Origin of the sequence: Phycicoccus mangrovi (assembly GCF_018729305.1) — a bacterium.
Classification (GTDB): Bacteria; Actinomycetota; Actinomycetes; order Actinomycetales; family Dermatophilaceae; genus Phycicoccus; species Phycicoccus jejuensis.
On record NZ_JAHHWP010000004.1, the window covers coordinates 25762 to 46614 of the forward strand.

The 20853-nt window shown below is 73.8% G+C and carries 19 protein-coding genes; 12 read left to right on the forward strand and 7 right to left on the reverse strand.

The window, feature by feature from the left end; all coding sequences use genetic code 11:
- The first annotated feature begins 2 nt into the window (after positions 1-2).
- Genes atpD through KMZ30_RS01180 form a run of 3 tightly spaced genes read left to right on the forward strand, consistent with a single transcriptional unit; the run spans position 3 to position 2180 of the window.
- On the forward strand, positions 3-1460 hold the full coding sequence (atpD, locus tag KMZ30_RS01170; RefSeq protein ID WP_215511026.1) for a F0F1 ATP synthase subunit beta: 1458 nt from the start codon (positions 3-5) through the stop codon (positions 1458-1460).
- A complete protein-coding gene (locus KMZ30_RS01175; protein ID WP_030527799.1) occupies positions 1457-1723 on the forward strand; it encodes a F0F1 ATP synthase subunit epsilon in 267 nt (88 codons plus the stop codon). Before atpD ends, KMZ30_RS01175 begins: the two co-directional genes overlap by 4 nt.
- A 25-nt stretch (positions 1724-1748) precedes the next feature.
- Positions 1749-2180: a DUF2550 family protein gene (locus KMZ30_RS01180; RefSeq protein ID WP_215511027.1), complete on the forward strand. Its 432-nt coding sequence runs from the start codon at positions 1749-1751 to the stop codon at positions 2178-2180.
- Between the two features lie 2 nt (positions 2181-2182).
- Here KMZ30_RS01180 and KMZ30_RS01185 read toward each other — a convergent pair whose 3' ends face one another.
- Positions 2183-2806 (reverse strand): cob(I)yrinic acid a,c-diamide adenosyltransferase, encoded by a 624-nt coding sequence (locus tag KMZ30_RS01185; protein WP_215511028.1) that lies wholly within the window; start codon positions 2804-2806, stop codon positions 2183-2185.
- 153 nt (positions 2807-2959) lie between these two features.
- On the opposite strand from KMZ30_RS01185, the gene KMZ30_RS01190 reads away from it, so the two are divergent.
- Both KMZ30_RS01190 and KMZ30_RS01195 read left to right on the forward strand, forming a co-directional pair.
- Positions 2960-3298, forward strand: a complete 339-nt coding sequence (locus KMZ30_RS01190) for an STAS domain-containing protein (protein ID WP_215511029.1) — start codon at positions 2960-2962, stop codon at positions 3296-3298.
- 119 nt (positions 3299-3417) lie between these two features.
- A complete protein-coding gene (locus KMZ30_RS01195) occupies positions 3418-5496 on the forward strand; it encodes an ethylmalonyl-CoA mutase (RefSeq protein WP_215511030.1) in 2079 nt (692 codons plus the stop codon).
- A gap of 27 nt (positions 5497-5523) precedes the next feature.
- On the opposite strand, the gene KMZ30_RS01200 is transcribed toward KMZ30_RS01195, so the two are convergent.
- The gene (locus KMZ30_RS01200; RefSeq protein ID WP_215511031.1) at positions 5524-6069 is read right to left on the reverse strand and encodes a type 1 glutamine amidotransferase domain-containing protein; all 546 of its coding nucleotides are present in this window, start codon (positions 6067-6069) and stop codon (positions 5524-5526) included.
- A gap of 171 nt (positions 6070-6240) precedes the next feature.
- The gene (nucS, locus tag KMZ30_RS01205) at positions 6241-6936 is read right to left on the reverse strand and encodes an endonuclease NucS (RefSeq protein ID WP_215519840.1); all 696 of its coding nucleotides are present in this window, start codon (positions 6934-6936) and stop codon (positions 6241-6243) included.
- A gap of 84 nt (positions 6937-7020) precedes the next feature.
- On the opposite strand from nucS, the gene KMZ30_RS01210 reads away from it, so the two are divergent.
- Together KMZ30_RS01210 and KMZ30_RS01215 are read left to right on the forward strand one after the other, a co-directional pair.
- Positions 7021-7476 (forward strand): hypothetical protein, encoded by a 456-nt coding sequence (locus KMZ30_RS01210; protein ID WP_215511033.1) that lies wholly within the window; start codon positions 7021-7023, stop codon positions 7474-7476.
- A 66-nt stretch (positions 7477-7542) separates the two neighbouring features.
- Positions 7543-9321, forward strand: a complete 1779-nt coding sequence (locus KMZ30_RS01215) for a 3-hydroxyacyl-CoA dehydrogenase family protein (protein ID WP_215511034.1) — start codon at positions 7543-7545, stop codon at positions 9319-9321.
- 88 nt (positions 9322-9409) lie between these two features.
- Here the strand turns inward: KMZ30_RS01215 and KMZ30_RS01220 are convergent, their stop codons facing one another.
- The gene (locus KMZ30_RS01220) at positions 9410-10366 is read right to left on the reverse strand and encodes a hypothetical protein (RefSeq protein WP_215511035.1); all 957 of its coding nucleotides are present in this window, start codon (positions 10364-10366) and stop codon (positions 9410-9412) included.
- 165 nt (positions 10367-10531) lie between these two features.
- Here KMZ30_RS01220 and KMZ30_RS01225 point away from each other — a divergent pair, with 165 nt between their 5' ends.
- Both KMZ30_RS01225 and KMZ30_RS01230 read left to right on the forward strand, forming a co-directional pair.
- Complete coding sequence (locus KMZ30_RS01225) at positions 10532-12997, forward strand: GcvT family protein (RefSeq protein ID WP_215511036.1); 2466 nt, start codon at positions 10532-10534, stop codon at positions 12995-12997.
- Between the two features lie 17 nt (positions 12998-13014).
- Complete coding sequence (locus tag KMZ30_RS01230; protein WP_173028123.1) at positions 13015-13293, forward strand: Rv1322 family protein; 279 nt, start codon at positions 13015-13017, stop codon at positions 13291-13293.
- 7 nt (positions 13294-13300) lie between these two features.
- On the opposite strand, the gene KMZ30_RS01235 is transcribed toward KMZ30_RS01230, so the two are convergent.
- On the reverse strand, positions 13301-14527 hold the full coding sequence (locus KMZ30_RS01235; RefSeq protein ID WP_215511037.1) for an AI-2E family transporter: 1227 nt from the start codon (positions 14525-14527) through the stop codon (positions 13301-13303).
- A gap of 73 nt (positions 14528-14600) precedes the next feature.
- Positions 14601-15941 (reverse strand): crotonyl-CoA carboxylase/reductase, encoded by a 1341-nt coding sequence (ccrA, locus tag KMZ30_RS01240; RefSeq protein ID WP_215511038.1) that lies wholly within the window; start codon positions 15939-15941, stop codon positions 14601-14603.
- A gap of 150 nt (positions 15942-16091) precedes the next feature.
- On the opposite strand from ccrA, the gene KMZ30_RS01245 reads away from it, so the two are divergent.
- On the forward strand, positions 16092-18101 hold the full coding sequence (locus tag KMZ30_RS01245) for a hypothetical protein (protein WP_215511039.1): 2010 nt from the start codon (positions 16092-16094) through the stop codon (positions 18099-18101).
- Between the two features lie 6 nt (positions 18102-18107).
- On the opposite strand, the gene mce is transcribed toward KMZ30_RS01245, so the two are convergent.
- Positions 18108-18545, reverse strand: a complete 438-nt coding sequence (gene mce / locus KMZ30_RS01250) for a methylmalonyl-CoA epimerase (protein ID WP_215511040.1) — start codon at positions 18543-18545, stop codon at positions 18108-18110.
- A gap of 135 nt (positions 18546-18680) precedes the next feature.
- On the opposite strand from mce, the gene KMZ30_RS01255 reads away from it, so the two are divergent.
- Positions 18681-19880, forward strand: coding sequence for an acetyl-CoA C-acetyltransferase (locus KMZ30_RS01255; protein WP_215511041.1), 1200 nt, complete (start codon positions 18681-18683; stop codon positions 19878-19880).
- Between the two features lie 5 nt (positions 19881-19885).
- Positions 19886-20851 carry a methylmalonyl Co-A mutase-associated GTPase MeaB gene (gene meaB, locus KMZ30_RS01260; RefSeq protein ID WP_215511235.1) on the forward strand — a complete coding sequence of 322 codons (966 nt, stop codon included), beginning with the start codon at positions 19886-19888 and terminating at the stop codon, positions 20849-20851.
- Positions 20852-20853 lie beyond the last annotated feature (2 nt).

Genomic DNA, 20853 nt, shown 5'->3' on the forward strand with positions numbered 1-20853 from the left:
CCATGACTGCCACTGTCACCGAGAAGAGCGAGGCCGCCGCCGCCGGCGCGGTCGGCCGGATCTCCCGCATCATCGGCCCGGTCGTCGACGTCGAGTTCCCCGTCGACGGCATGCCGGACCAGTACAACCTGCTGACCACCGAGGTCGAGATCGGCGGCGAGAAGAAGTCGCTCAACCTCGAGGTCGCCCAGCACGTCGGCGACAACATGGTCCGCGCCATCTCCCTCCAGCCGACCGACGGCCTCGTCCGCGGCACGGCGGTGCAGGACACCGGCGGCCCCATCACGGTGCCGGTCGGCGACGCCACCCTCGGCAAGGTGTTCAACACCACCGGCGAGGTCATGAACCTCGAGGAGGGCGAGCGCTTCGAGGTGAGCGAGCGCTGGGGCATCCACCGCAAGGCCCCGGCCTTCGACCAGCTCGAGTCCAAGACCCAGATGTTCGAGACGGGCATCAAGGTCATCGACCTGCTCACCCCGTACGTCCAGGGCGGGAAGATCGGCCTCTTCGGCGGTGCGGGCGTCGGCAAGACCGTCCTCATCCAGGAGATGATCGCCCGTGTCGCGCGCGACCACGGTGGTGTCTCGGTGTTCGCCGGCGTCGGCGAGCGCACCCGTGAGGGCAACGACCTCATGGTCGAGATGGAGGAGGCCGGCGTCCTCGGCCAGACCGCCCTGGTCTTCGGCCAGATGGACGAGCCGCCGGGCACCCGCCTGCGCGTCGCCCTGTCCGCGCTGACGATGGCGGAGTACTTCCGCGACGTCCAGAAGCAGGACGTGCTCCTGTTCATCGACAACATCTTCCGCTTCACGCAGGCGGGCTCGGAGGTCTCGACCCTCCTCGGCCGCATGCCGTCCGCGGTGGGCTACCAGCCGACCCTCGCCGACGAGATGGGCGTCCTCCAGGAGCGCATCACCTCGACGCGTGGTCACTCGATCACCTCGATGCAGGCGATCTACGTCCCCGCCGACGACTACACCGACCCGGCCCCGGCGACGACGTTCGCGCACCTCGACGCGACGACCGAGCTCAGCCGCGAGATCGCCTCGCTCGGCATCTACCCGGCCGTGGACCCGCTCACCTCGACGAGCCGGATTCTCGACCGTCGCTACATCGCGGAGGACCACTACAACACCGCGGTCCGCGTCAAGCAGATCCTCCAGCGCAACAAGGAGCTGCAGGACATCATCGCGATCCTCGGCATCGACGAGCTGTCCGAGGAGGACAAGATCCTCGTCAACCGCGCCCGCCGGATCCAGCGCTTCCTGTCGCAGAACACCTACGTCGCGAAGCAGTTCACCGGCATCGAGGGCTCGACGGTCCCGCTGACCGACACCATCGAGGCGTTCACGAAGATCTGCGACGGCGAGTACGACCACGTCGGTGAGCAGGCGTTCTTCATGTGCGGTGGCCTCGACGACGTCGAGCGCCAGTGGGCCGAGATCCAGAAGAACCTCTGATGGCTCTCCAGGTCGAGCTCGTCGCCGCGGACCGCAAGGTCTGGGAGGGCGAGGCCAGCCAGGTCAGCGCCCGCTCGACCGAGGGTGACCTCGGCGTGCTCCCGGGCCACCAGCCGATGCTCGTCGTCCTCGCCGAGGGCGAGGTCCGCATCAACGCCGGTGGCTGGAAGAGCGCGGTCGTCGACGGCGGCTTCATGTCGGTCGACCACGACCGCGTGACGATCGTCGCCGAGACGGTGGACGCCGCCGGCATGGGTTCCTGACGACACGGGCGGGGACGGGCTTCGGATGGATGCACTGGTCGTCTCCGAGCTCGTCCTCGCCCTCGTCGTCCTCACCGTCCTCGGCGTGCTCACCTTCGTGTGGGCGCGCCGTCGGTTCATCTCCGGGGACGGTCGTCCCGTCATGCTCTGCGCGCTGCGCGACGACGACGGGGGACGCTGGCGCCTGGGCCTGGCCCGGCTCGGGGCCGAGCGCTTCGAGTGGTTCAGCATCGTCGGACCGTCGCTGCGGCCCGAGGTGTCGTGGCTGCGTGGGGAGGTCGAGCTCGGCTCGCCGCAGCCGACGACCGAGGTCATCCCCGGGCTCTCGGAGCCGGTGGCCGTGACCGGCACCGCGGCCGGGCGCTCGTGCGAGTTCGCCTTCGTGCCCGCGGCCTACACCGCCGTCCGGGCCTGGCTCGAGTCGAGCCCGCCCGGACTCAACGTCAACGTCGCCTGACGTCAGCGGGCGTTGGGGTCGGCCTCGCGGCCGCCGCCGGGCGCCCAGAGGACGTCGCCACCGGCGTCGACGTTGGCCGTGCGCGCGAGGACGAAGAGCAGGTCCGAGAGCCGGTTGAGGTACTGGGCGGTCGTCGGGTTGACCCCGCCGTGGCCGCGCTCGCTGCCCGGCTCGGTGCCGTACTCCTCGATGGCCGTCCACGTCGAGCGCTCGGCCCGCCGGACGACGGTGAGCGCCTGGTGGAGGTACGCCGAGCCCGGCGTGCCGCCGGGGAGGATGAACGAGCGCAGCTTCTCGAGCGGGGCGAGCCAAGTGTCGCAGTCGGCCTCGAGCTCGGCGACCCACTCGTCCTTGACGCGCAGCGGCGGGTACTCGTAGCTCTCCTGGAGCGGCGTGCACAGGTCGGCGCCGACGTCGAAGAGGTCGTTCTGCACGCGCAGCAGGACGGTGCGCACCTCGACCGGCAGCCCGCCGCAGGCGATGGCGACACCGAGGGCGGCGTTCGCCTCGTTGACGTCCGCGTAGGCGGCCAGGCGCACGTCGGTCTTGCGGGTGCGGCTGAGGTCGCCGAGCGCCGTCGTGCCGTCGTCGCCGGTCCGGGTCCAGATCCGGGTGAGGTTGACCATGCGCACAGTCTCGCAGGCGACCGGCACGGCCACGGCGCTGGCCGCTAGGTGACATCGGCGACGTCGTTGTCGAATCGTGACCGTGTCCGCTGGGCCACCGGGGCGGGTTCGTGGGTCGATAGGGGCACACGACGACGTGGAGAGGGGGAGGACGTGGCCGACCGGGGAGCACCGACCGCGACCATCACCGAGCACGCCCGGGACGAGGGTGTGCTCATCACCGTGACGGGGCGCCTCGACGCCCGCAGCGCCGCCGACCTCAGGTCGGCGCTGCACCGGGTCATCGCCCAGGGCGCTGACCCCCTCCACCTCGACCTCACGGGGGCGCACATCGGGGACGCGTGCGCGCTCGGGCTGCTGCTCGAGGCGCACCGACGGGCCCACCGGGCCGGTCGCCGCCTCGTCGTCGTGGCCGCCGACGACCGCACCCGGCGTCTCCTCCTGCGGCTGCGGCTGCCCGGACTGCTCGCGCCGCCGGTCCCGGTGCCCTGAGCGGCGGCCGGTGCGACGCCGGTCGTCGTGCCGCCGCCGCCGTGGCGTGCCTCACGTGTGGGCACTCTCACCGCCGGACGACCTACCCGGGTCGAGGGCCCGCGGCTAGCGTTCCGGCCATGCCCGAGAGCACCGACGCCCCGCGCCCCGAGCGCGACCGCCCGTGGGTCATGCGCACCTACGCCGGACACTCGAGCGCGGCGGCGAGCAACGCGCTCTACCGGCGCAACCTCGAGAAGGGCCAGACCGGCCTGTCGGTCGCCTTCGACCTCCCGACCCAGACCGGGTACGACCCGGACCACGCGCTCGCGCGCGGCGAGGTCGGCAAGGTCGGCGTCCCCGTGTCGCACGTCGGCGACATGCGCGCGCTCTTCGACGGCATCCCGCTCGCCGAGATGAACACGTCGATGACGATCAACGCGACGGCGATGTGGCTGCTCGCCCTCTACCAGGTGGTCGCCGAGGAGCAGGCGGAGGCCGCCGGCCTCGACCCCGACGAGGCGGTCCGGGCGCTCGCCGGCACGACGCAGAACGACATCATCAAGGAGTACCTGTCGCGGGGGACGTACGCGTTCCCGCCCGGGCCCTCGATGCGGCTGATCACGGACCTCGTCGCGCACACCGTGGCCGAGATCCCGAGGTGGAACCCGATCAACATCTGCAGCTACCACCTGCAGGAGGCCGGGGCGACGCCGGTGCAGGAGGTCGCCTACGCGATGTCGACCGCGATCGCGGTCCTCGACGCGGTCCGCGACTCCGGGCAGGTGCCGCCGGAGCGGTTCGGCGAGGTCGTCGCCCGCATCTCGTTCTTCGTCAACGCCGGCGTCCGGTTCGTCGAGGAGATGTGCAAGATGCGCGCCTTCGTCCGGCTCTGGGACGAGGTGACGCTCGAGCGCTACGGCGTGCAGGACGCCAGGCAGCGGCGCTTCCGCTACGGCGTGCAGGTCAACTCGCTGGGGCTCACCGAGGCCCAGCCCGAGAACAACGTCCAGCGGATCGTCCTCGAGATGCTCGCGGTCACCCTGAGCAAGGACGCGCGGGCCCGCGCGGTGCAGCTGCCGGCGTGGAACGAGGCGCTCGGGCTGCCCCGGCCCTGGGACCAGCAGTGGTCGCTGCGCATCCAGCAGGTGCTCGCGTACGAGTCCGACCTGCTCGAGTACGCGGACCTCTTCGAGGGGTCGGTCGTCGTCGAGGCCAAGGTCGAGGAGCTGCTCGCGGGGGCGCGCGAGGAGATGGCCCGGGTCGCCGAGCTCGGCGGCGCGGTCGCGGCCGTCGAGGGCGGTTACATGAAGTCCGAGCTCGTCGCGTCGCACGCGCGCCGCCGGGCGCGCATCGAGGCAGGGGAGGAGGTGGTCATCGGCGTCAACCGCTTCGAGTCGACCGAGCCCAACCCGCTGACCGCCGACCTCGACACGGCGATCCAGACCGTCGACCCCGGGGTCGAGGCCGCCGCCGTCGAGGCGGTGCGGCGCTGGCGCGAGGAGCGGGACGCCGACCCCGCGCGGCGCGAGCGGGCCGAGCGGGCCCTCGCCCGCCTGCGCGAGGACGCGGCCGGGTCGGCCAACCTCGTGCCGGCCACGCTCGAGTGCGCGCGGGCCGGGCTGACGACGGGGGAGTGGGCCGGCGCGCTGCGCGAGGTGTTCGGCGAGTTCCGGGCGCCGACGGGGGTCACCGGCTCGGTCGGGGTCGCCGCGGGCAGCGCCGAACTGGCGCGGGTGCGCGACCTCGTCCGCTCGACCGGTGAGGAGCTCGGCGAGCGGCTGCGCGTCCTCGTCGGCAAGCCGGGTCTCGACGGGCACTCCAACGGGGCCGAGCAGGTCGCCGTCCGGGCCCGGGACGCCGGCTTCGAGGTCGTCTACCAGGGGATCCGGCTGACGCCCGAGCAGATCGTCGGCGCGGCCGTCGCCGAGGACGTCCACCTCGTCGGGCTCTCGATCCTCTCCGGGTCGCACATGGAGCTCGTGCCCGACGTCCTCGAGCGGATGCGGGCCGCGGGCGCCTGCGACGTGCCGGTCATCGTCGGCGGGATCATCCCGGACGCCGACGCGGCCCGGCTCAAGGCGCTCGGCGTGGCCGAGGTGTTCACCCCGAAGGACTTCGGGCTCAACGACATCATGGCCCGCTTCGTCGACGTCATCCGCGAGTCCCGGGGGCTGTCACCGCTCCCCGCCGACAGCGACGCGCCCGCCCCGGCCTGAGCCGGGACGGGCGCGAGGGAGCGTCGGTCAGGCGCCGAGGGCGTCGGTCAGGGCCTTGCCGAAGGCGGGGAGGTCGTCGGGGTTGCGGCTCGTGATGAGGTTGTCGTCGATGACGACCTCGCGGTCCTCCCACGTCGCGCCCGCGTTGCGCAGGTCGGTCTGCAGGCTCGGCCAGGACGTCAGCGTGCGGCCGCGCAGGACGTCGGCCTCGATGAGCGTCCACGGGGCGTGGCAGATCGCCGCGACCGGCTTGCCGGACTCGACGAACGTGCGCACGAAGGAGACGGCGTCCTGCTCGGTGCGCAGGGCGTCCGGGTTGGCGACGCCACCGGGCAGCACGAGGGCGTCGTAGTCGCCGACCTCGGCGTCGGAGACGACGACGTCGACCGAGAAGGTGTCGGCCTTGTCGAGGTGGTTGAAGGCCTGGACCTCACCGGCCTCGGTGGAGACGAGGACGGGGGTGTGTCCGGCCTGCTCGACGGCCTTCCAGGGCTCGGTGAGCTCGACCTGCTCGATGCCCTCGGTGGCGACGAGGAAGGCGACCTTGCGGGGAGTGGTGTTCGTGTCGGTCATGCCCCTTCGGCTACCCGGCCGGGAGGACGCCGAAACAGTGGCGCGGAGGAACCGCGTCGTCCCTGTGATGACGCGGACACTGGACCGTGACGGGGATGCATCCGCGACGCCGATGAGCTTCCGCGCCGTCACCGTGATGACGCGGATGTTCCGGCCGGTCGGCGGTCCGGGTCAGAAGAGGCGGTGCTCGGTGTCGTCGATGCCGCGCAGGGCGTCGTAGTCGAGGACGACGCAGCGGATGCCGCGGTCCTCGGCGAGGGTGCGGGCCTGCGGCTTGATGACCTGGGCGGCGAAGATGCCCGTGACGGGGGCCAGGTGCGGGTCGCGGTTCATCAGCTCGAGGTAGCGGGTCAGCTGCTCGACCCCGTCGATCTCGCCGCGCCGCTTGATCTCGACGGCGACGTGGCCGCCGGATGCGTCGCGGCAGAGGATGTCGACCGGCCCGATCGCCGTCATGTACTCGCGGCGCGAGAGGGTCCAGCCCTCGCCGAGGGTCGTGATGTGCTCCGCGAGCAGCTTCTGCAGGTGCGCCTCGACGCCGTCCTTGACGAGGCCGGGGTCGACCCCGAGGTCGTGCGCGCTGTCGTGGTGGACCTCGTGCAGGCGCACCCGCAGCCGGTCCTCGGACTTCGCGTGCTGGACGACCCAGACCGCGGTGACGCCGTCGGCGACCTCGGTCTCGTCCGGGGCGACCTCGGCCATCGCGCACGGCGGGGACATCCAGTTGAGCGGCTTGTACGAGCCGCCGTCGGAGTGCACGAGCACCGACCCGTCCGCCTTGACGAGGAGGAGGCGGGTCGCGAGGGGCAGGTGGGCGCTCAGGCGTCCCTCGTAGTCGACCGAGCACGTCGCGATGACCATCCGCACGAGCGTGAACCCTACCCATCGCCGCTCGCGACCGCTTGCCCCGCCTCGGGAGCGGCGCGCACACTGGAGCCCGAGGTGAGGCCGATGAGGGCAGCGCTGGTGCCGCTGGTGCTCGTGGCACTGCCGGGCGCCGTCTTCGTGGCCGGCCTCACGCTCCTGCGCTGGTTCACGGGGGAGCCCGCGCCGCGGGTGCTCCGGCTGCTGGGTCGCCCCACCCGGTGGTGCGCCGACCGGCTGCGGGGCGTCGCCGACGGGATGGAGCGGGTCGGGATGGTGCGCCGCGCCCGGCCCCAGCCGGTGCCGCCGGTCCTGCTCGTGCTCGAGCTGCGCCGGCTCGCGGCCGAGGTGGTCCGGATCGAGGGTGGCGACCAGCCGCACCGCGCGGCGCGGCTCGCAGCCGCCCGGGCCGCGTACGACGACGTCCTCGTGCAGCTGTGCGGCCACGCCGACGTGCCGACGCCCATCGGCCTGCTGCCCCTCGACCCGCGCGACCGTCTCGACCTCGAGGTCGAGCTCGTGGCGTCCGGGGTGGACTGGTGAGGGGGTAAGCAGCGTCACGCCCCGCCGGTCTCGTGGCCTGCGAGGCCCTCTGGAAGGATCGCCGCCATGACGCGTGACTTCACCAGCGTGGGTGTGATCGGCCTCGGGACCATGGGCGCAGGCATCGTGGAGGTGTTCGCGCGCAACGGCATCGACGTCGTCGCGGTCGACGCGAACGAGGCCGGCGTCGCGCACGGACGCGAGATCCTCGCCGGCAGCACCGGCCGCGCCCTGCGCCGCGAGAAGATCACGCAGGAGCAGCACGACGCGCTCCACGCCCGGGTCCGCTTCACGAGCGACCTCGCCGACCTCGCCGGCTGCCAGCTCGTCGTCGAGGCCGTGCCCGAGCAGCTCGAGCTGAAGAAGCAGATCCTCGGCCGGCTCGACGACATCGTCGCGTCCGACGCGGTGCTCGCGACGAACACCTCCTCGCTGCCCGTCACCGAGATCGCCGTCGCGACCCGTGACCCCAAGCGGGTCGTCGGGATGCACTTCTTCAACCCCGCCCCGGTGCAGCAGTTCGTCGAGGTCATCCGCACGGTCATCACGGCCGACGACGTCTTCGAGGACGTCAAGGCCCTCGCCGAGCGCATCGGCAAGAAGCCGGTCATCGTCGGCGACAAGGCGGGCTTCATCGCCAACGCGCTGCTCTTCGGCTACCTCAACCACGCCGTCGCGATGTACGAGAGCCGCTACGCCACCCGCGAGGACCTCGACGCGGCGATGCGCTTCGGCTGCGGCTACCCGATGGGCCCGCTGCAGCTGCTCGACCTCATCGGCCTCGACACCGCGTACGAGATCCTCGACACGATGTACAAGCAGGGGCGTGACCGGCTCCACGCCCCGAGCCCGATCATCAAGCAGATGGTCTCCGCCGGCCTGCTCGGCCGGAAGTCGGGCCGCGGCTTCTACACCTACGCCGCCCCCGGCTCGCCCGAGGTCGTCCCCGACGCGCAGACCCCGTCCGGCGGGGTGCCCGCGGGCGTCGACCTGCGCGAGGTGCGCTCGGTCGGCGTCGTCGGCAGCGGCACGATGGCGACGGGCATCGTCGAGGTCTTCGCCAAGGCGGGCTACGCCGTGACGTTCGTGGCGCGCTCGGACGCCAAGGTCGCCGACGTCGTCACCGCGCTCGGCCGCAGCTGCGCCCGCGCGGTCGAGAGGGGCCGGATGGAGCAGGCCGACGCCGACGCGCTGCTCGGCCGGGTCGCCGGCGCGACCGGGCGCGAGGCGCTCGCCGACGTCGACCTCGTCGTCGAGGCCGTCGCCGAGGACCTCGCCGTCAAGCAGGACCTCTTCCGCGACCTCGACCGCATCTGCAAGCCGGGCGCGATCCTCGCGACGACCACCTCCTCGCTGCCGATCATCGACTGCGCCAAGGTCACCGCGCGGCCGCAGGACGTCATCGGGATGCACTTCTTCAACCCGGCGCAGGTCATGAAGCTCGTCGAGGTCGTCCACACGATCTCGACCGCGCCCGACGTCGTCGCGACCGTCCAGGACCTCTGCGCGAAGACCGGCAAGGTGGCCGTCACCTGCGGCGACCGCAGCGGGTTCATCGTCAACGCGCTGCTCTTCCCCTACCTCAACGACGCCGTGAAGATGCTCGAGGCCAACTACGCGAGCGCCGACGACATCGACACCGCGATGAAGACCGGCTGCGGGCTGCCGATGGGGCCCTTCGAGCTGCTCGACGTCGTCGGGCTCGACGTGTCGCTGGCCATCGAGCGCGAGCTCTACCTCGAGTTCCGCGAGCGTGGCTACGCGCCGGCGCCGCTGCTGGAGCACCTCGTGACCGCCGGGTACCTCGGTCGCAAGACCGGGCGCGGGTTCCGCACCTACGCCTGAGCGGTCCCGGAGCCGGGACCTCCTTCGAGGGCAGGCAACACGCCGACGTCCGGACATGCGCGCCTGCGTGTCGCCTCCTCTCGAGGAGTCACTCCAGCCGGAGCGTGCCCGGGTCGAGGCCGAGCGCGCGGGCGAAGCGCCGGAGCAGATCGCGACGTCGCACGGGGTCGCGGTGGTCCTGCGCGTAGATCTCAAGCACGGTCCACCCCTCGTCGCGGAGCAGCCCGGCGCGCCGCGCGTCGGCGCTCCGAGCGGCGATCCCGCCGTGCACCTCGCCCTGGTACTCGCCGACGACCCGCTGCGGCGTCCAGACGAGGCCGCCCTCGGCGAGCCAGCCGCCGTCGCGGGTGTGGACGGGTGCGCACGGCGCCGGCTCCGGGAACCCGGCGCGGACGAACATCAACCGACTGCGGGTCTCCATCGGCGAGCGCACCCCGGGGCGCACCAGGGGGAGGGCCTTCGCCAGGAGCCGCCCTCCCCGTGGGGCGTCGCGCGCGTCGAGGCAGGACCGGAGGGGCGCGACGGCCGAGTCGACCTCCGTGGGGGAGCGCAGGACCCCCGGGGCCGCCCACCGGGAGGCCACCGCGTCACCGACGACGACGAGGTCGTCGAGGCCGAGCACCGACCGGTCGAGGGAGGCGAGGTCGACCCACGTGTCGGTGAGGCCGGTGACGCGCACGCCGTCCACCACGACGACCTCGCGCCGCTCCAGCCCCCGGTGCGGCCGGCACCCCGCCCGCTCGACGCGACCCCGTCCCGTGGGCCGCATCACGTCCAGCAGGGGGTCGCGCTCCGGCGCCGGTGGGAGCGGCAGACCGTGCAGCCGCGCCGCGGTGACGTGCGAGAAGGCGCAGTCCGGCGGCAGGGCCAGCGCGAACGCCCGGGCCCGCTCGCGCAGGTCCTCGGGGACGGCGAGGGCGCGGACCCCCCGGGTCACCCGGTGCAGGCGCTCGTCGCGCCAGTCGTGGTCCGCGAGCCCCCGGGCGCGGGCGTCCGCGAGCGACAGCGGACCACCCGGGAGCGGTGGCAGGCGGCGCGGGCACATGGGTCGAGCATCGTCGGACGAGCGTGTGGACCGAGGTCGTCATCCACAGGCCCGCGCGAGGGGAGGCGACACGCCGACGTCCGGACGCGAGCCCCTGCGTGTTGCCTCCTCTCGAGCAGCGCCAGGGGCGTGTCCGCCGGACGGTCGACCCCCTAGGCTCGGCGCGTGAGTGCCGCAGAGCTGCCGTCCCGCGCCCGTGTCGTCGTCGTCGGCGGAGGAGTCATCGGCACCTCGGTGGCCTACCACCTGGCGCAGGCCGGCGAGAGCGACGTGCTGCTCCTCGAGCGCGACCGCCTGACCTCCGGCACGACGTGGCACGCCGCCGGCCTGATGACCTGCTTCGGCTCGTTCAGCGAGACGAGCACCCGGCTGCGGCTGTACTCGCGCGACCTCTACGCGCGCCTCGAGGCCGAGACCGGGCAGTCGACGGGCTTCAAGCCGGTCGGGCTCGTCGAGGCCGCGGCCGACCGCGACCGGCTCGAGGAGTACCGGCGGGTCGCGACCTTCCAGCGGCGCCTGGGGCTCGAGGTCGACGAGGTCTCGCCCGCGGAGATGGCCGAGCTCTTCCCGCTGGCCCGCACCGACGACCTCGCCGGCGGCTTCCACGTCCCCGGGGACGGCCGGGTCAACCCCGTCGACCTGACGATGGCGCTCGCGAAGGGGGCCCGCGCCCGCGGCGTGCGGGTGGCCGAGGGGGTCCGCGTCGAGCAGGTGCTCACCCGCCGGCGCGGTGTCGTCGAGGAGGTGACGGGGGTCGTCACGGACCGCGGCACGGTCGAGTGCGACGTCGTCGTCAACGCGGCCGGGATGTGGGCCCGCGAGCTCGCCGCGCAGAACGGGGTCGTCGTGCCCAACCAGGCCGCCGAGCACTACTACCTCGTGACCGAGCCGATCGACGGGATGAGCCCCGACGCGCCGGTCTTCGAGGACCCCGCCTCCTACGGGTACTACCGCGAGGAGGGCGGCGGCATGATGGTCGGCCTCTTCGAGCCGGTCGCGGCCGCCTGGAAGGTCGAGGGCATCCCGCGCGACTTCTCCTTCGGGACCCTCCCGCCCGACACCGACCGCGTCGGTCCGTTCCTCGAGAAGGCGATGGCCCGCGTGCCCGTCGTCGAGACCGCCGGCATCCGCACGTTCTTCTGCGGCCCCGAGTCGTTCATGCCGGACCTCGCACCGGGCGTCGGCGAGGCGCCCGGCATCCACGGCTACTTCGTCTGCGCGGGCCTGAACTCGGTCGGCATCCTGTCGGCCGGAGGGCTGGGGCGCATCCTGGCCCACTGGGTGCTCAGCGGGCGCCCGGACGTGGACGTGACGGGGATCGACGTCGCCCGCTTCCGCGACCACCAGCTGCTGCCGGAGCACCGGCGGGCCCGGACCGCCGAGGTGCTCGGCACCGTCTACGCGGCGCACACGCCGGGCGTGCAGCTGACGACCTCGCGTGGCGTGTTCCGCTCGCCCGTCCACGATGGCGTCGTCGCGGCCGGCGGGTACCTGCGCGACGTCTCGGGCTGGGAGGGCGCCGCCTGGTACGCCGGGCCGGGGGAGACCCCGCAGGCCGAGCCGACGTGGGGGCGCGCCCCGTGGTTCGCGCACTGGGAGGCCGAGCACCGGGCCGTCCGGGAGGCCGCCGGCCTCTTCGACATGTCGTTCATGGGCCGCTTCGCGGTCCGCGGCCCGGACGCCCTCGCCGTGCTCGACCGGCTGAGCGCGGGGGACCTGTCGGTCGACGGCCGGATCACCTACACGCAGTGGCTCGCCGACGACGGCCGGCTGCTCGCCGACCTCACGGTGACCCGGCTCGCCGCCGACGACCTGCTCGTCGTCGCCTCCGACACCCAGCACGCGCAGGTCCTCGGGATCCTGCGCCGCGCCCTCGGCGACGCCGACGCCACCGTCACGGACGTCACCGAGGACGGCGCGATGCTCAGCCTCCAGGGCCCGGCGTCGCGCGCGGTGCTCGAGACCGTTGCGCCGCAGGCGGACTGGAGCGACGCCGCGTTCCCGTTCCGGGCCGCCCGCACCGTCGACGTCGACGGCACACCGGTGCTCGCCGTGCGTGTCACCTACGTCGGCGAGCTGGGCTGGGAGCTCTACGTCCCGGCCGGGGCCGCCCCCGCCCTCTGGGACCGGCTGCTCGGGGCCGGCGCGCCGCACGGCCTGCGGCCGACCGGGCTCGCCGCGCTCGGCAGCCTGCGCCTCGAGAAGGGCTACCGCGACTACGGCCACGACGTCGACACCACCGACGACGTCCGCACCGCCGGGCTGTCCTTCGCGGTGGCGGCCGACAAGCCGGGCGGCTTCCGCGGCCGTCACGCGGTGCAGGCGGGCGCGGAGGCCGGCGCCCCGCGCCACCGCGTCGTCTCGCTCGTCGTCGGCGACCCCGAGCCGCTGCTCTTCCACGGCGAGGTCGTCCTGCGCGACGGTGTCGCGGTCGGTGACGTCCGCAGCGGCTCCTACGGCTGGACCGTCGGGGGAGCCGTCGGCCTCGCAGGCGTCGAGCGCGAGGAGGGCGTCACGGCGCAGTGGCTGCGCGAGGGGACCTGGGAGGTCGACGTCGCGGGCACGCGGTACCCGGCGGAGGTCTCGCTGCGCCCGCCGTACGACCCCACGTCCGCCCGCGTGCGGGGCTGAGCGGCAGACTGTTCGCCGTGCCCCGCTCCAACCGTCGCCGCCGCGACCTCGAGTCCCGCCCGCTCGGCGGCTCGACGGAGGTCGCGACCGAGCAGTGGCGCGGGCGGCCCTGGCACGTCCGCCGCCTGACCGGTGCGACGTCGAGCCGCGAGTACCGCTGCCCGGGGTGCCACCAGGGCATCCCGGTCGGGACGGCGCACGTCGTCGCGTGGCCGGCGACCGGGGTGGGCGGGGTCGAGGAGCGACGCCACTGGCACACCCGCTGCTGGGCCTCGCGACACGCGGCGCAGCCCTGAGCCGGCCTCAGGCCTCGCGCTGGCGGGGGACGAGGACCTCTTCGTAGAGCAGGAGCAGGCCGGCCGCGACGGGGATGGCGAGCAGCGCTCCGAGCACGCCGAGCAGCGCTCCGCCGGCGAGGGCGGCGACGACGGTGACGGTGCCGGGGACCGAGACCGTCTGCTGCATGACCCGCGGGGCGATGACGTAGTTCTCGACCTGTTGGTAGACGACGTAGTACACGACGACGACGAGCGCCTTCTGCGGCTCGTCGAAGAACGCGACGAGCGTGACGATGGCCGCCCCGAGCGTCGCGCCGACCATCGGGATGAGGCCGAGCAGGCCGACGGTGACCGCGAGCACCGCGGGGTACGGGACGCCGACGATGCTCAGCATGACGTAGGACAGCACCGCGTTGAGGGTCGCGATGAGCACCTGCCCGCCGGCGTAGGCGCCGACCCGCCGCATGATCTCCTCCGAGAGCGCGACGACCCGCGGGCGCCGGCTCATGGGGACCAGGGCGTAGGCGGCGGTCTTGACGCGGGGCATCGACACGAGGAGGTAGAGGGTCAGCACGAGGACGGTGAGGACCTGGAAGGTGCCGCTGAGCACGGCCCGGCCGGCCCCGAGGAGGCCGCCGAGCAGGCCCTCGACGAACGACTGGTCGGTCAGCTTGGACACGAGCTCGGTCTGGAGCCGGTCGATGACGTCGTAGTGGCGGTCGAGCTCGCGGACCCACCGGGCGTCGAGGAGGTCGCCGACGTACTCGGGCGTGCGGGCGGCGAGGGCCGACCCCTGGACGACGACGGTCGGCAGGACGAGCGAGGCGATGGCGGCGAGGACGAGCAGCAGCCCGCCGAAGACCGCCGTGACGGCCACGGGGCGGGGCAGCCACCGCTCCGACAGCTTCTCGACGACGGGGTCGAGCGCGAGGGCGAGGAAGAACGCGACGAGGAGGATGGTGATGGTCGTCGCGAGCCGGGCGAGGCCGGTCCACAGGCCGACGGCCAGCAGCGCGCCCGTGGCCCCGAAGAACCCGATGTAGAAGGGCGAGTGCCGGTTGAGCGGCTGGCCCGCCGAGCCGTAGCGCAGCAGCGCCGCGGTGCCGGGGTCGAGCGGCCCCGCGGGGACCGGCGGCAGGTCGCCCTCGGCGGGGATCGCCTCGGGGTCGATGTGGTTGCTCTGCTCGAGCACGCGCCGCTGGCGCCGCCGGTAGTCGCCCCACCGGGACACCGGGCCCCACACCGTCGTCATCCGCACCAGGACACCTCCGGCCCACACCCTAGTGGCGGGTGCGGGCCGGGGGCGGAGGTGACCGGGATGTCGCTCAGGCGTCCCGGAACCGGCTGATCTCGGCCTCGAAGCGCGCCCGCTTCTCCGGGTCGCTGACGCCCAGGCCCTCCTCGGGGGAGAGGGTGAGGACGCCGACCTTGCCCTGGTGCGCGTTGCGGTGGACGTCGAGCGCGGCCTGCCCCACGTCCTCGAGCCGGTAGGTCTTCGACAGGGTCGGGTGGACGATGCCCCGGTCGATGAGGTCGTTGGCCTCCCAGGCCTCGCGGTAGTTGGCGAAGTGCGAGGAGAGGATCTTCTTGAGGTTCATCCACAGGTAGCGGTTGTCGTACTCGTGGAGGTAGCCCGAGGTCGACGCGCAGGTGATGATCGTCCCGCCCTTGCGTGCGACGTAGACGGACGCGCCGAAGGTCTCGCGGCCCGGGTGCTCGAAGACGATGTCGACGTCGTGGCCGCCGGTCAGCTCGCGGATCTTCTTGCCCAGGCGCTGCCACTCCTTCGGGTTCTGCTCGGTGTTCTCCTCGTTCCAGAACCGGTACCCCTCGGCGGAGCGGTCGATGATGAGCTCGGCGCCCATCGCCCGGCAGATGTCGGCCTTCTCGGGGGAGGAGACGACGCAGATGGGGGTCGCGCCACCGGCGAGGGCCATCTGGGTGGCGTAGGAGCCGAGGCCGCCGCTCGCGCCCCAGATGAGCACGCGGTCGCCGAGCTTCATGTGGGCGCCGTTCTTGCTGACGAGCTGCCGGTAGGCCGTGCTGTTGACGAGGCCGGGGGAGGCAGCCTCCTCCCACGAGAGGTGCGCCGGCTTCGGCATCAGCTGGTTGGCCTTGACGATCGCCAGCTCGGCGAGGCCGCCGAAGTTGGTCTCGAAGCCCCAGATGCGCTGCTGCGGGTCCATCATCGTGTCGTCGTGGCCCTCCGCGTCCTCGAGCTCGACCGAGAGGCAGTGGGCGACGACCTCGGTGCCGGGCTTCCACTTGGTGACGCCCGGGCCGGTGCGCAGCACGACGCCCGCGAGGTCGGAGCCGACGACGTGGTAGGGCAGGTCGTGCCGCTTCGCGAACTCCGAGGTGCGGCCGTAGCGCTCGAGGAAGCCGAAGGTGGAGACGGGCTCGAAGATCGAGGTCCACACGGTGTTGTAGTTGATGGCGCTGGCCATCACCGCGACGAGCGCCTCGCCCGGGGCGAGTTCGGGGGTGGGAACGTCCTCGACGTGGAGGGACCGGCGCGGGTCCTTCTCCCTGGTCGGAAGGCCCTCGAACATGTCGACCTCGTCCTTGTGCACGGTGGCGGCGCGGTACGAGCTGGGGACGGCGATCCCCGAGTAGGTCTCGGGGGTGCGGTCACCGGAGAGGATGGCCTCGCGGATCTGGTCCATGGGGTCGTGCTCCTTCGGTGCTGGGCAGCGGTTCTGGGTGAACCTACTGGCCGGTCAACGACCCCGGTACTGCCTGAGACGGCAGTCACCCCGTGACCCCGGTCACGGAGCGGGCAGCCGGTGGGCGGGCGCGCGGGATACCGTTCCGGTGTGTGTCCCGAGCCCATCCGCCGACCCCCGCGCGCCGTGGTAGGCGCGCTCGTCGCGGCGGTCTGCGCGGTGCTCACGGCGGTCCTCGGGCCCGTGCCGGCGGCCTCGGCCACCGCGGCGACGGACCCCGTCCCCGTGGTGCTCGTCGGTGCTCCCGGTCTCGCGTGGTCCGACATCGACGAGGCCCGCACGCCGTGGCTCTCGCGGGTCGCGGCCGAGGGGGCCGTCGCCTCCCTGACGGTGCGCGGTCCGCACTCGCGGGCGTGTGCCGTCGACGGCTGGCTCACCCTGTCGGCGGGCCGCCGGGCCGGTGGACCGACCGCGACCTGCGAGCCGCCGGCCGCCCCTGACTCCGGGACGGTCCCCGGCTGGGGCACCTACCGGCAGGCCGCCCGCGACGCCTCCTACGGCGCGGTGCCGGGCACGCTCGGGCAGCGGCTGGCCGCTGCCGGCAGGTGCGTGCAGGCCGTCGGGCCCGGGGCCGCGCTCGCGGCCGCCGACGAGGACGGGGCCGTCCCCGACTACTCGACCGACGTCCCCGCCACCCCCTCGTGCCCGGTGCTGCTCGTCGACGCCGGCACCCTCCCGGTCGACCCCGCCGCGCGCGACGCGGCGCTGCGCCGCCTCGACACGGTCGTCGAGGGGCTCGTCCGCTCGACGGCGCCGGGCACCCGCCTCGTCGTCGCCGGGGTCGGTGACGGCGACTCGCCGGTGCGCCCCCGGGCGGTCGTCGTCTCCGGGCCGCCCGAGGGCGTCCTCACCTCGCCGTCGACCCGCCAGCCGGGCCTCGTCCAGCTGCAGGACCTCACGGCGTCGGTGCTCGAGTGGTCCGGGGCCGACGCGTCGGGGCTGACCGGGCGGGTCGTCACCGCCGAGGCCGACGACGTCCCCGGTCCGGAGCGGGTCGCCGCGCGCGACGGCTTCGAGGTCCGGGCCGCGACGCTGCGCGAGGTGAGCCCCCAGGTCACCGGGTGGCTGGCGGCGGCCTTCGCCGTGTGGTGCGCCGCCGCCGTCGGCGTGCTGCTGGCCCGTCGTCGCCGCGGGGGAGCGGACGCACCCCCGCCGGCGTGGCTCGTCGCCTCCGGCGTCGCCGTCGCGTCGGTGCCCGTCTCGACCTTCGTCGCCAACCTCGTGCCGTGGTGGTCGACCGGGCGGCCGCGCCTCGCGTTCGCCGGTGCGCTCGTCGCGGCCGTCGCGCTCGTCACCGGCGCGGCGCTCGGGGCCGGGCGGCGCCACCGCCTCGGCGCGGCCCTCGTCGTCGGGGTCGTCACGCTCGTCGTGCTCGGCGGCGACGTCCTCGCGGGGTCGCGCCTGCAGCTCTCGTCGGTCTTCGGGCAGAACCCGACCGTGGGCGGGCGGTTCTACGGCTTCGGCAACACGAGCTTCGCGCTCTACGGTGTCGCGGTCCTCACCGTCATGGCGGTGCTCGGGGCGTGGTCGCGGCCCCGCCGGCGGGTCGCCGTCGGCCTCGCCGCGCTCCTGCTCCTGCTCGCCACGGCCCTCGAGGGCCATCCGTCCTACGGCGCCGACTTCGGCGGCCCGCCCGGCCTCGTCCTGGGTGGCCTGCTCGTGCTCGCGGCCGCGGCAGGCCTGCGGCTCACCGTCGTCCGGGTGCTCGTGGCCGGCGTGGCCGTCGTCGTCCTCACGCTCGCGCTCGCGGTCCTCGACTGGCTGCGGCCGGCCGCGGCGCGCACGCACCTCGGCGAGTTCGTCCAGACCGTGCTCGACGGCGGCGCCGACGAGGTGGTCGGGCGCAAGCTCGCGCAGAACCTCACGAACCTCGGCTCGCCGCCGCTGCTGACGATCTCGCTCGCGGCGCTCGTGCTCCTGCTCGTCGCGTGGCGCGCGGGGTGGCGCGTGCCGCCGCCGGGGGGCGTGCTCCTGCGCGCGGCCGTCGTCCTCGGGGTCGTCGGGTTCGCCGTCAACGACTCCGGGCTCGTCGTCCCGGCCTTCGTCCTGCTGCCGCTGCTGCCGGTCCTCGCGGCCGCCGGACGGCGCCCCGAGGCCTGACCGGGGTCAGTGGGCGGCGTCGGCCGCCGGCTCGACGAGCTCGACGAGGATGCCGCCGGCGTCCTTCGGGTGCACGAAGTTGACCCGACTGTTGCTCGTCCCGCGCTTCGGGGTGTCGTAGAGCAGCCGCAGCCCGCGCTCGCGCAGGGTCGCGCACACGGCGTCGATGTCCTCGACGCGGTAGGCCATCTGCTGGATGCCGGGGCCGCTGCGGTCGAGGAACTTCGCGATCGTCGACTCCTCCGACAGCGGCGCGAGCAGCTGGATGCAGGATCCGCTGTCGCCGACGCCCATCATCGCCTCGCGCACGCCCTGCTCCTCGTTCGTCTCCTCGTGCAGCTTCGTCATCCCGTAGGCGCGCTCGTAGAAGGCGACCGCCTCGTCGAGGTCGCGGACGGCGACACCCACGTGGTCGATGGCGGTGAAGAGGTCGGTGGCGGTCATGCGGCCAGCGTAGGTCGGCCCCGCGCGCGGCGACAGGGCACGGTGGCGAGCGTCACCGTCCCTCGGGGTCGGCAGCGTCGGAGGCCGCCGACTAGCATCGAGAGGATTCCCCGACCCGACCACGGAGGCCACCGCATGTCCACCGACCCGACCGTCATCGTCGCCGGCGCCCGCACCCCGATGGGGCGGATGAGCGGCTCCCTCAAGGGCTTCAGCGGGTCCGACCTCGGCGGCTTCGCCATCAAGGGCGCCCTCGAGAAGGCCGGCGTCGCGCCGGACCAGGTCGACTACGTGATCATGGGCCAGGTCCTCACCGCCGGCGAGGGCCAGATCCCGGCCCGCCAGGCCGCGACGAAGGCCGGCATCCCGATGTCGGTGCCCGCGCTGACCGTCAACAAGGTGTGCCTCTCCGGCATCGACGCCATCGCGCTCGCCGACCAGCTGATCCGCGCCGGCGAGTTCGACGTCGTCGTCGCCGGTGGCCAGGAGTCGATGACCAACGCGCCGCACCTGCTCGAGAAGAGCCGGGACGGCTACAAGTACGGCGACGTCACCCTCCACGACCACATGGCGCAGGACGGCCTCTGGGACGCGTTCACCGACCAGGCGATGGGCCTGCTCACCGAGACCGCCAACACCGGCGACCTCGCCTTCACCCGCGAGCAGCAGGACGAGTTCTCGGCCCGCAGCCACCAGCTCGCGGCGCGCGCGTGGAAGGACGGCCTCTTCGACGACGAGGTCGTCACCGTGAGCATCCCGCAGCGCCGCGGCGAACCCGTCGAGTTCAAGTCGGACGAGGGCATCCGCCCCGACACCACGACCGAGTCGCTCGGCGGCCTGCGCCCGGCCTTCAGCAAGGACGGCACGATCACCGCGGGCTCGGCCTCGCAGATCAGCGACGGCGCCGCGGCCGTCGTCGTCATGAAGCGCTCGAAGGCCGAGGAGCTCGGCCTCGAGTGGCTCGCCGAGATCGGCGCCCACGGCGTCGTCGCCGGCCCGGACTCGACGCTGCAGAGCCAGCCGGCCCGCGCCATCGCGAAGGCCTGTGCGCGAGAAGGCATCTCGCCGACCGACCTCGACCTCGTCGAGATCAACGAGGCCTTCGCCGCGGTCGGGCTCGCCTCGACCAAGGAGCTCGGCCTCGACGCCGACAAGGTCAACGTCAACGGCGGGGCGATCGCGCTCGGCCACCCCATCGGGATGTCCGGCGCGCGCATCACGCTGCACCTGGCCCTCGAGCTCAAGCGCCGCGGTGGCGGCGTCGGCGCGGCCGCCCTCTGCGGCGGCGGCGGCCAGGGCGACGCGCTCGTCGTCAAGGTCCCGGCCCGGGGCTGACCCCGCTGGCCGCGGCGCGCGACGTCGACGTCCCCTCCCTCGTCTCCGCGGCGAGGGAGGGGAGCCCGCGCGCCGTCGCCCGGCTGATCTCCCTCGTCGAGGACGCCCACCCCGCCCTGCGCGAGGTGATGGTGGCCCTGGCCCCCGACTCCGGCCGCGCGCACGTCGTCGGCCTGACCGGCGCGCCCGGGGTCGGCAAGTCGACGACGACGAACGCGCTCGTCGCGGCCCACCGCGCGCGCGGCCGGCGTGTCGGTGTGCTCGCGGTCGACCCGTCCTCGCCCTTCTCCGGCGGGGCGCTGCTCGGCGACCGCATCCGGATGTCCGAGCACGCCGCCGACCCCGAGGTCTTCATCCGCTCGATGGCCTCGCGCGGCCACCTCGGTGGGCTGTCCTGGGCCGCCCCGCAGGCCCTGCGCGTGCTCGACGCCGCCGGCTGCGACGTCGTCCTCCTCGAGACCGTCGGGGTGGGTCAGAGCGAGGTCGAGGTCGCGGGGACCGCCGACACGACGGTCGTCCTGCTCGCCCCGGGCATGGGCGACGGCATCCAGGCGGCGAAGGCCGGCATCCTCGAGGTCGGTGACGTCCTCGCCGTCAACAAGGCCGACCGCGAGGGCGCGTCACGCACCACCCGCGACCTGCGGCACATGGTGGAGATGGCCGACCGGGGCGCGTCCGGCTGGCGCCCACCGGTGGTCCGGATGGTCGCCACGTCCGGCGTGGGCGTCGACGACCTCGTCGAGGCCGTCGAGGGCCACCGGGCGCACCTCGGCACCGACGGGCTGCGCGACCGGCGGCTGGCCCGGGCCGCGCGCGAGGTCGAGGGCCTGGCGCTCGAGGCGCTGCGGGCCCGCGTCGGCCGGGTCGCCGGGGCCGACCGGATCGCCGCGCTCGCCGCGGAGGTCGTCGACGGCCGGACCGACGCGTGGTCCGCCGCCGACCGCCTCGTCGAGGCGGCCCGCACGACCTGACG

Coding starts and splice junctions, on each gene's coding strand:
- atpD (WP_215511026.1), top strand. CDS start 3: ATGACTGCCACTGTCACCGAGAAGAGCGAGGCCGCCGCCGCCGGCGCG.
- KMZ30_RS01180 (WP_215511027.1), top strand. CDS start 1,749: ATGGATGCACTGGTCGTCTCCGAGCTCGTCCTCGCCCTCGTCGTCCTC.
- KMZ30_RS01185 (WP_215511028.1), bottom strand. CDS start 2,806: ATGGTCAACCTCACCCGGATCTGGACCCGGACCGGCGACGACGGCACG.
- KMZ30_RS01195 (WP_215511030.1), top strand. CDS start 3,418: ATGCCCGAGAGCACCGACGCCCCGCGCCCCGAGCGCGACCGCCCGTGG.
- KMZ30_RS01200 (WP_215511031.1), bottom strand. CDS start 6,069: ATGACCGACACGAACACCACTCCCCGCAAGGTCGCCTTCCTCGTCGCC.
- KMZ30_RS01210 (WP_215511033.1), top strand. CDS start 7,021: ATGAGGGCAGCGCTGGTGCCGCTGGTGCTCGTGGCACTGCCGGGCGCC.
- KMZ30_RS01215 (WP_215511034.1), top strand. CDS start 7,543: ATGACGCGTGACTTCACCAGCGTGGGTGTGATCGGCCTCGGGACCATG.
- KMZ30_RS01220 (WP_215511035.1), bottom strand. CDS start 10,366: ATGTGCCCGCGCCGCCTGCCACCGCTCCCGGGTGGTCCGCTGTCGCTC.
- KMZ30_RS01235 (WP_215511037.1), bottom strand. CDS start 14,527: ATGACGACGGTGTGGGGCCCGGTGTCCCGGTGGGGCGACTACCGGCGG.
- ccrA (WP_215511038.1), bottom strand. CDS start 15,941: ATGGACCAGATCCGCGAGGCCATCCTCTCCGGTGACCGCACCCCCGAG.
- mce (WP_215511040.1), bottom strand. CDS start 18,545: ATGACCGCCACCGACCTCTTCACCGCCATCGACCACGTGGGTGTCGCC.
- KMZ30_RS01255 (WP_215511041.1), top strand. CDS start 18,681: ATGTCCACCGACCCGACCGTCATCGTCGCCGGCGCCCGCACCCCGATG.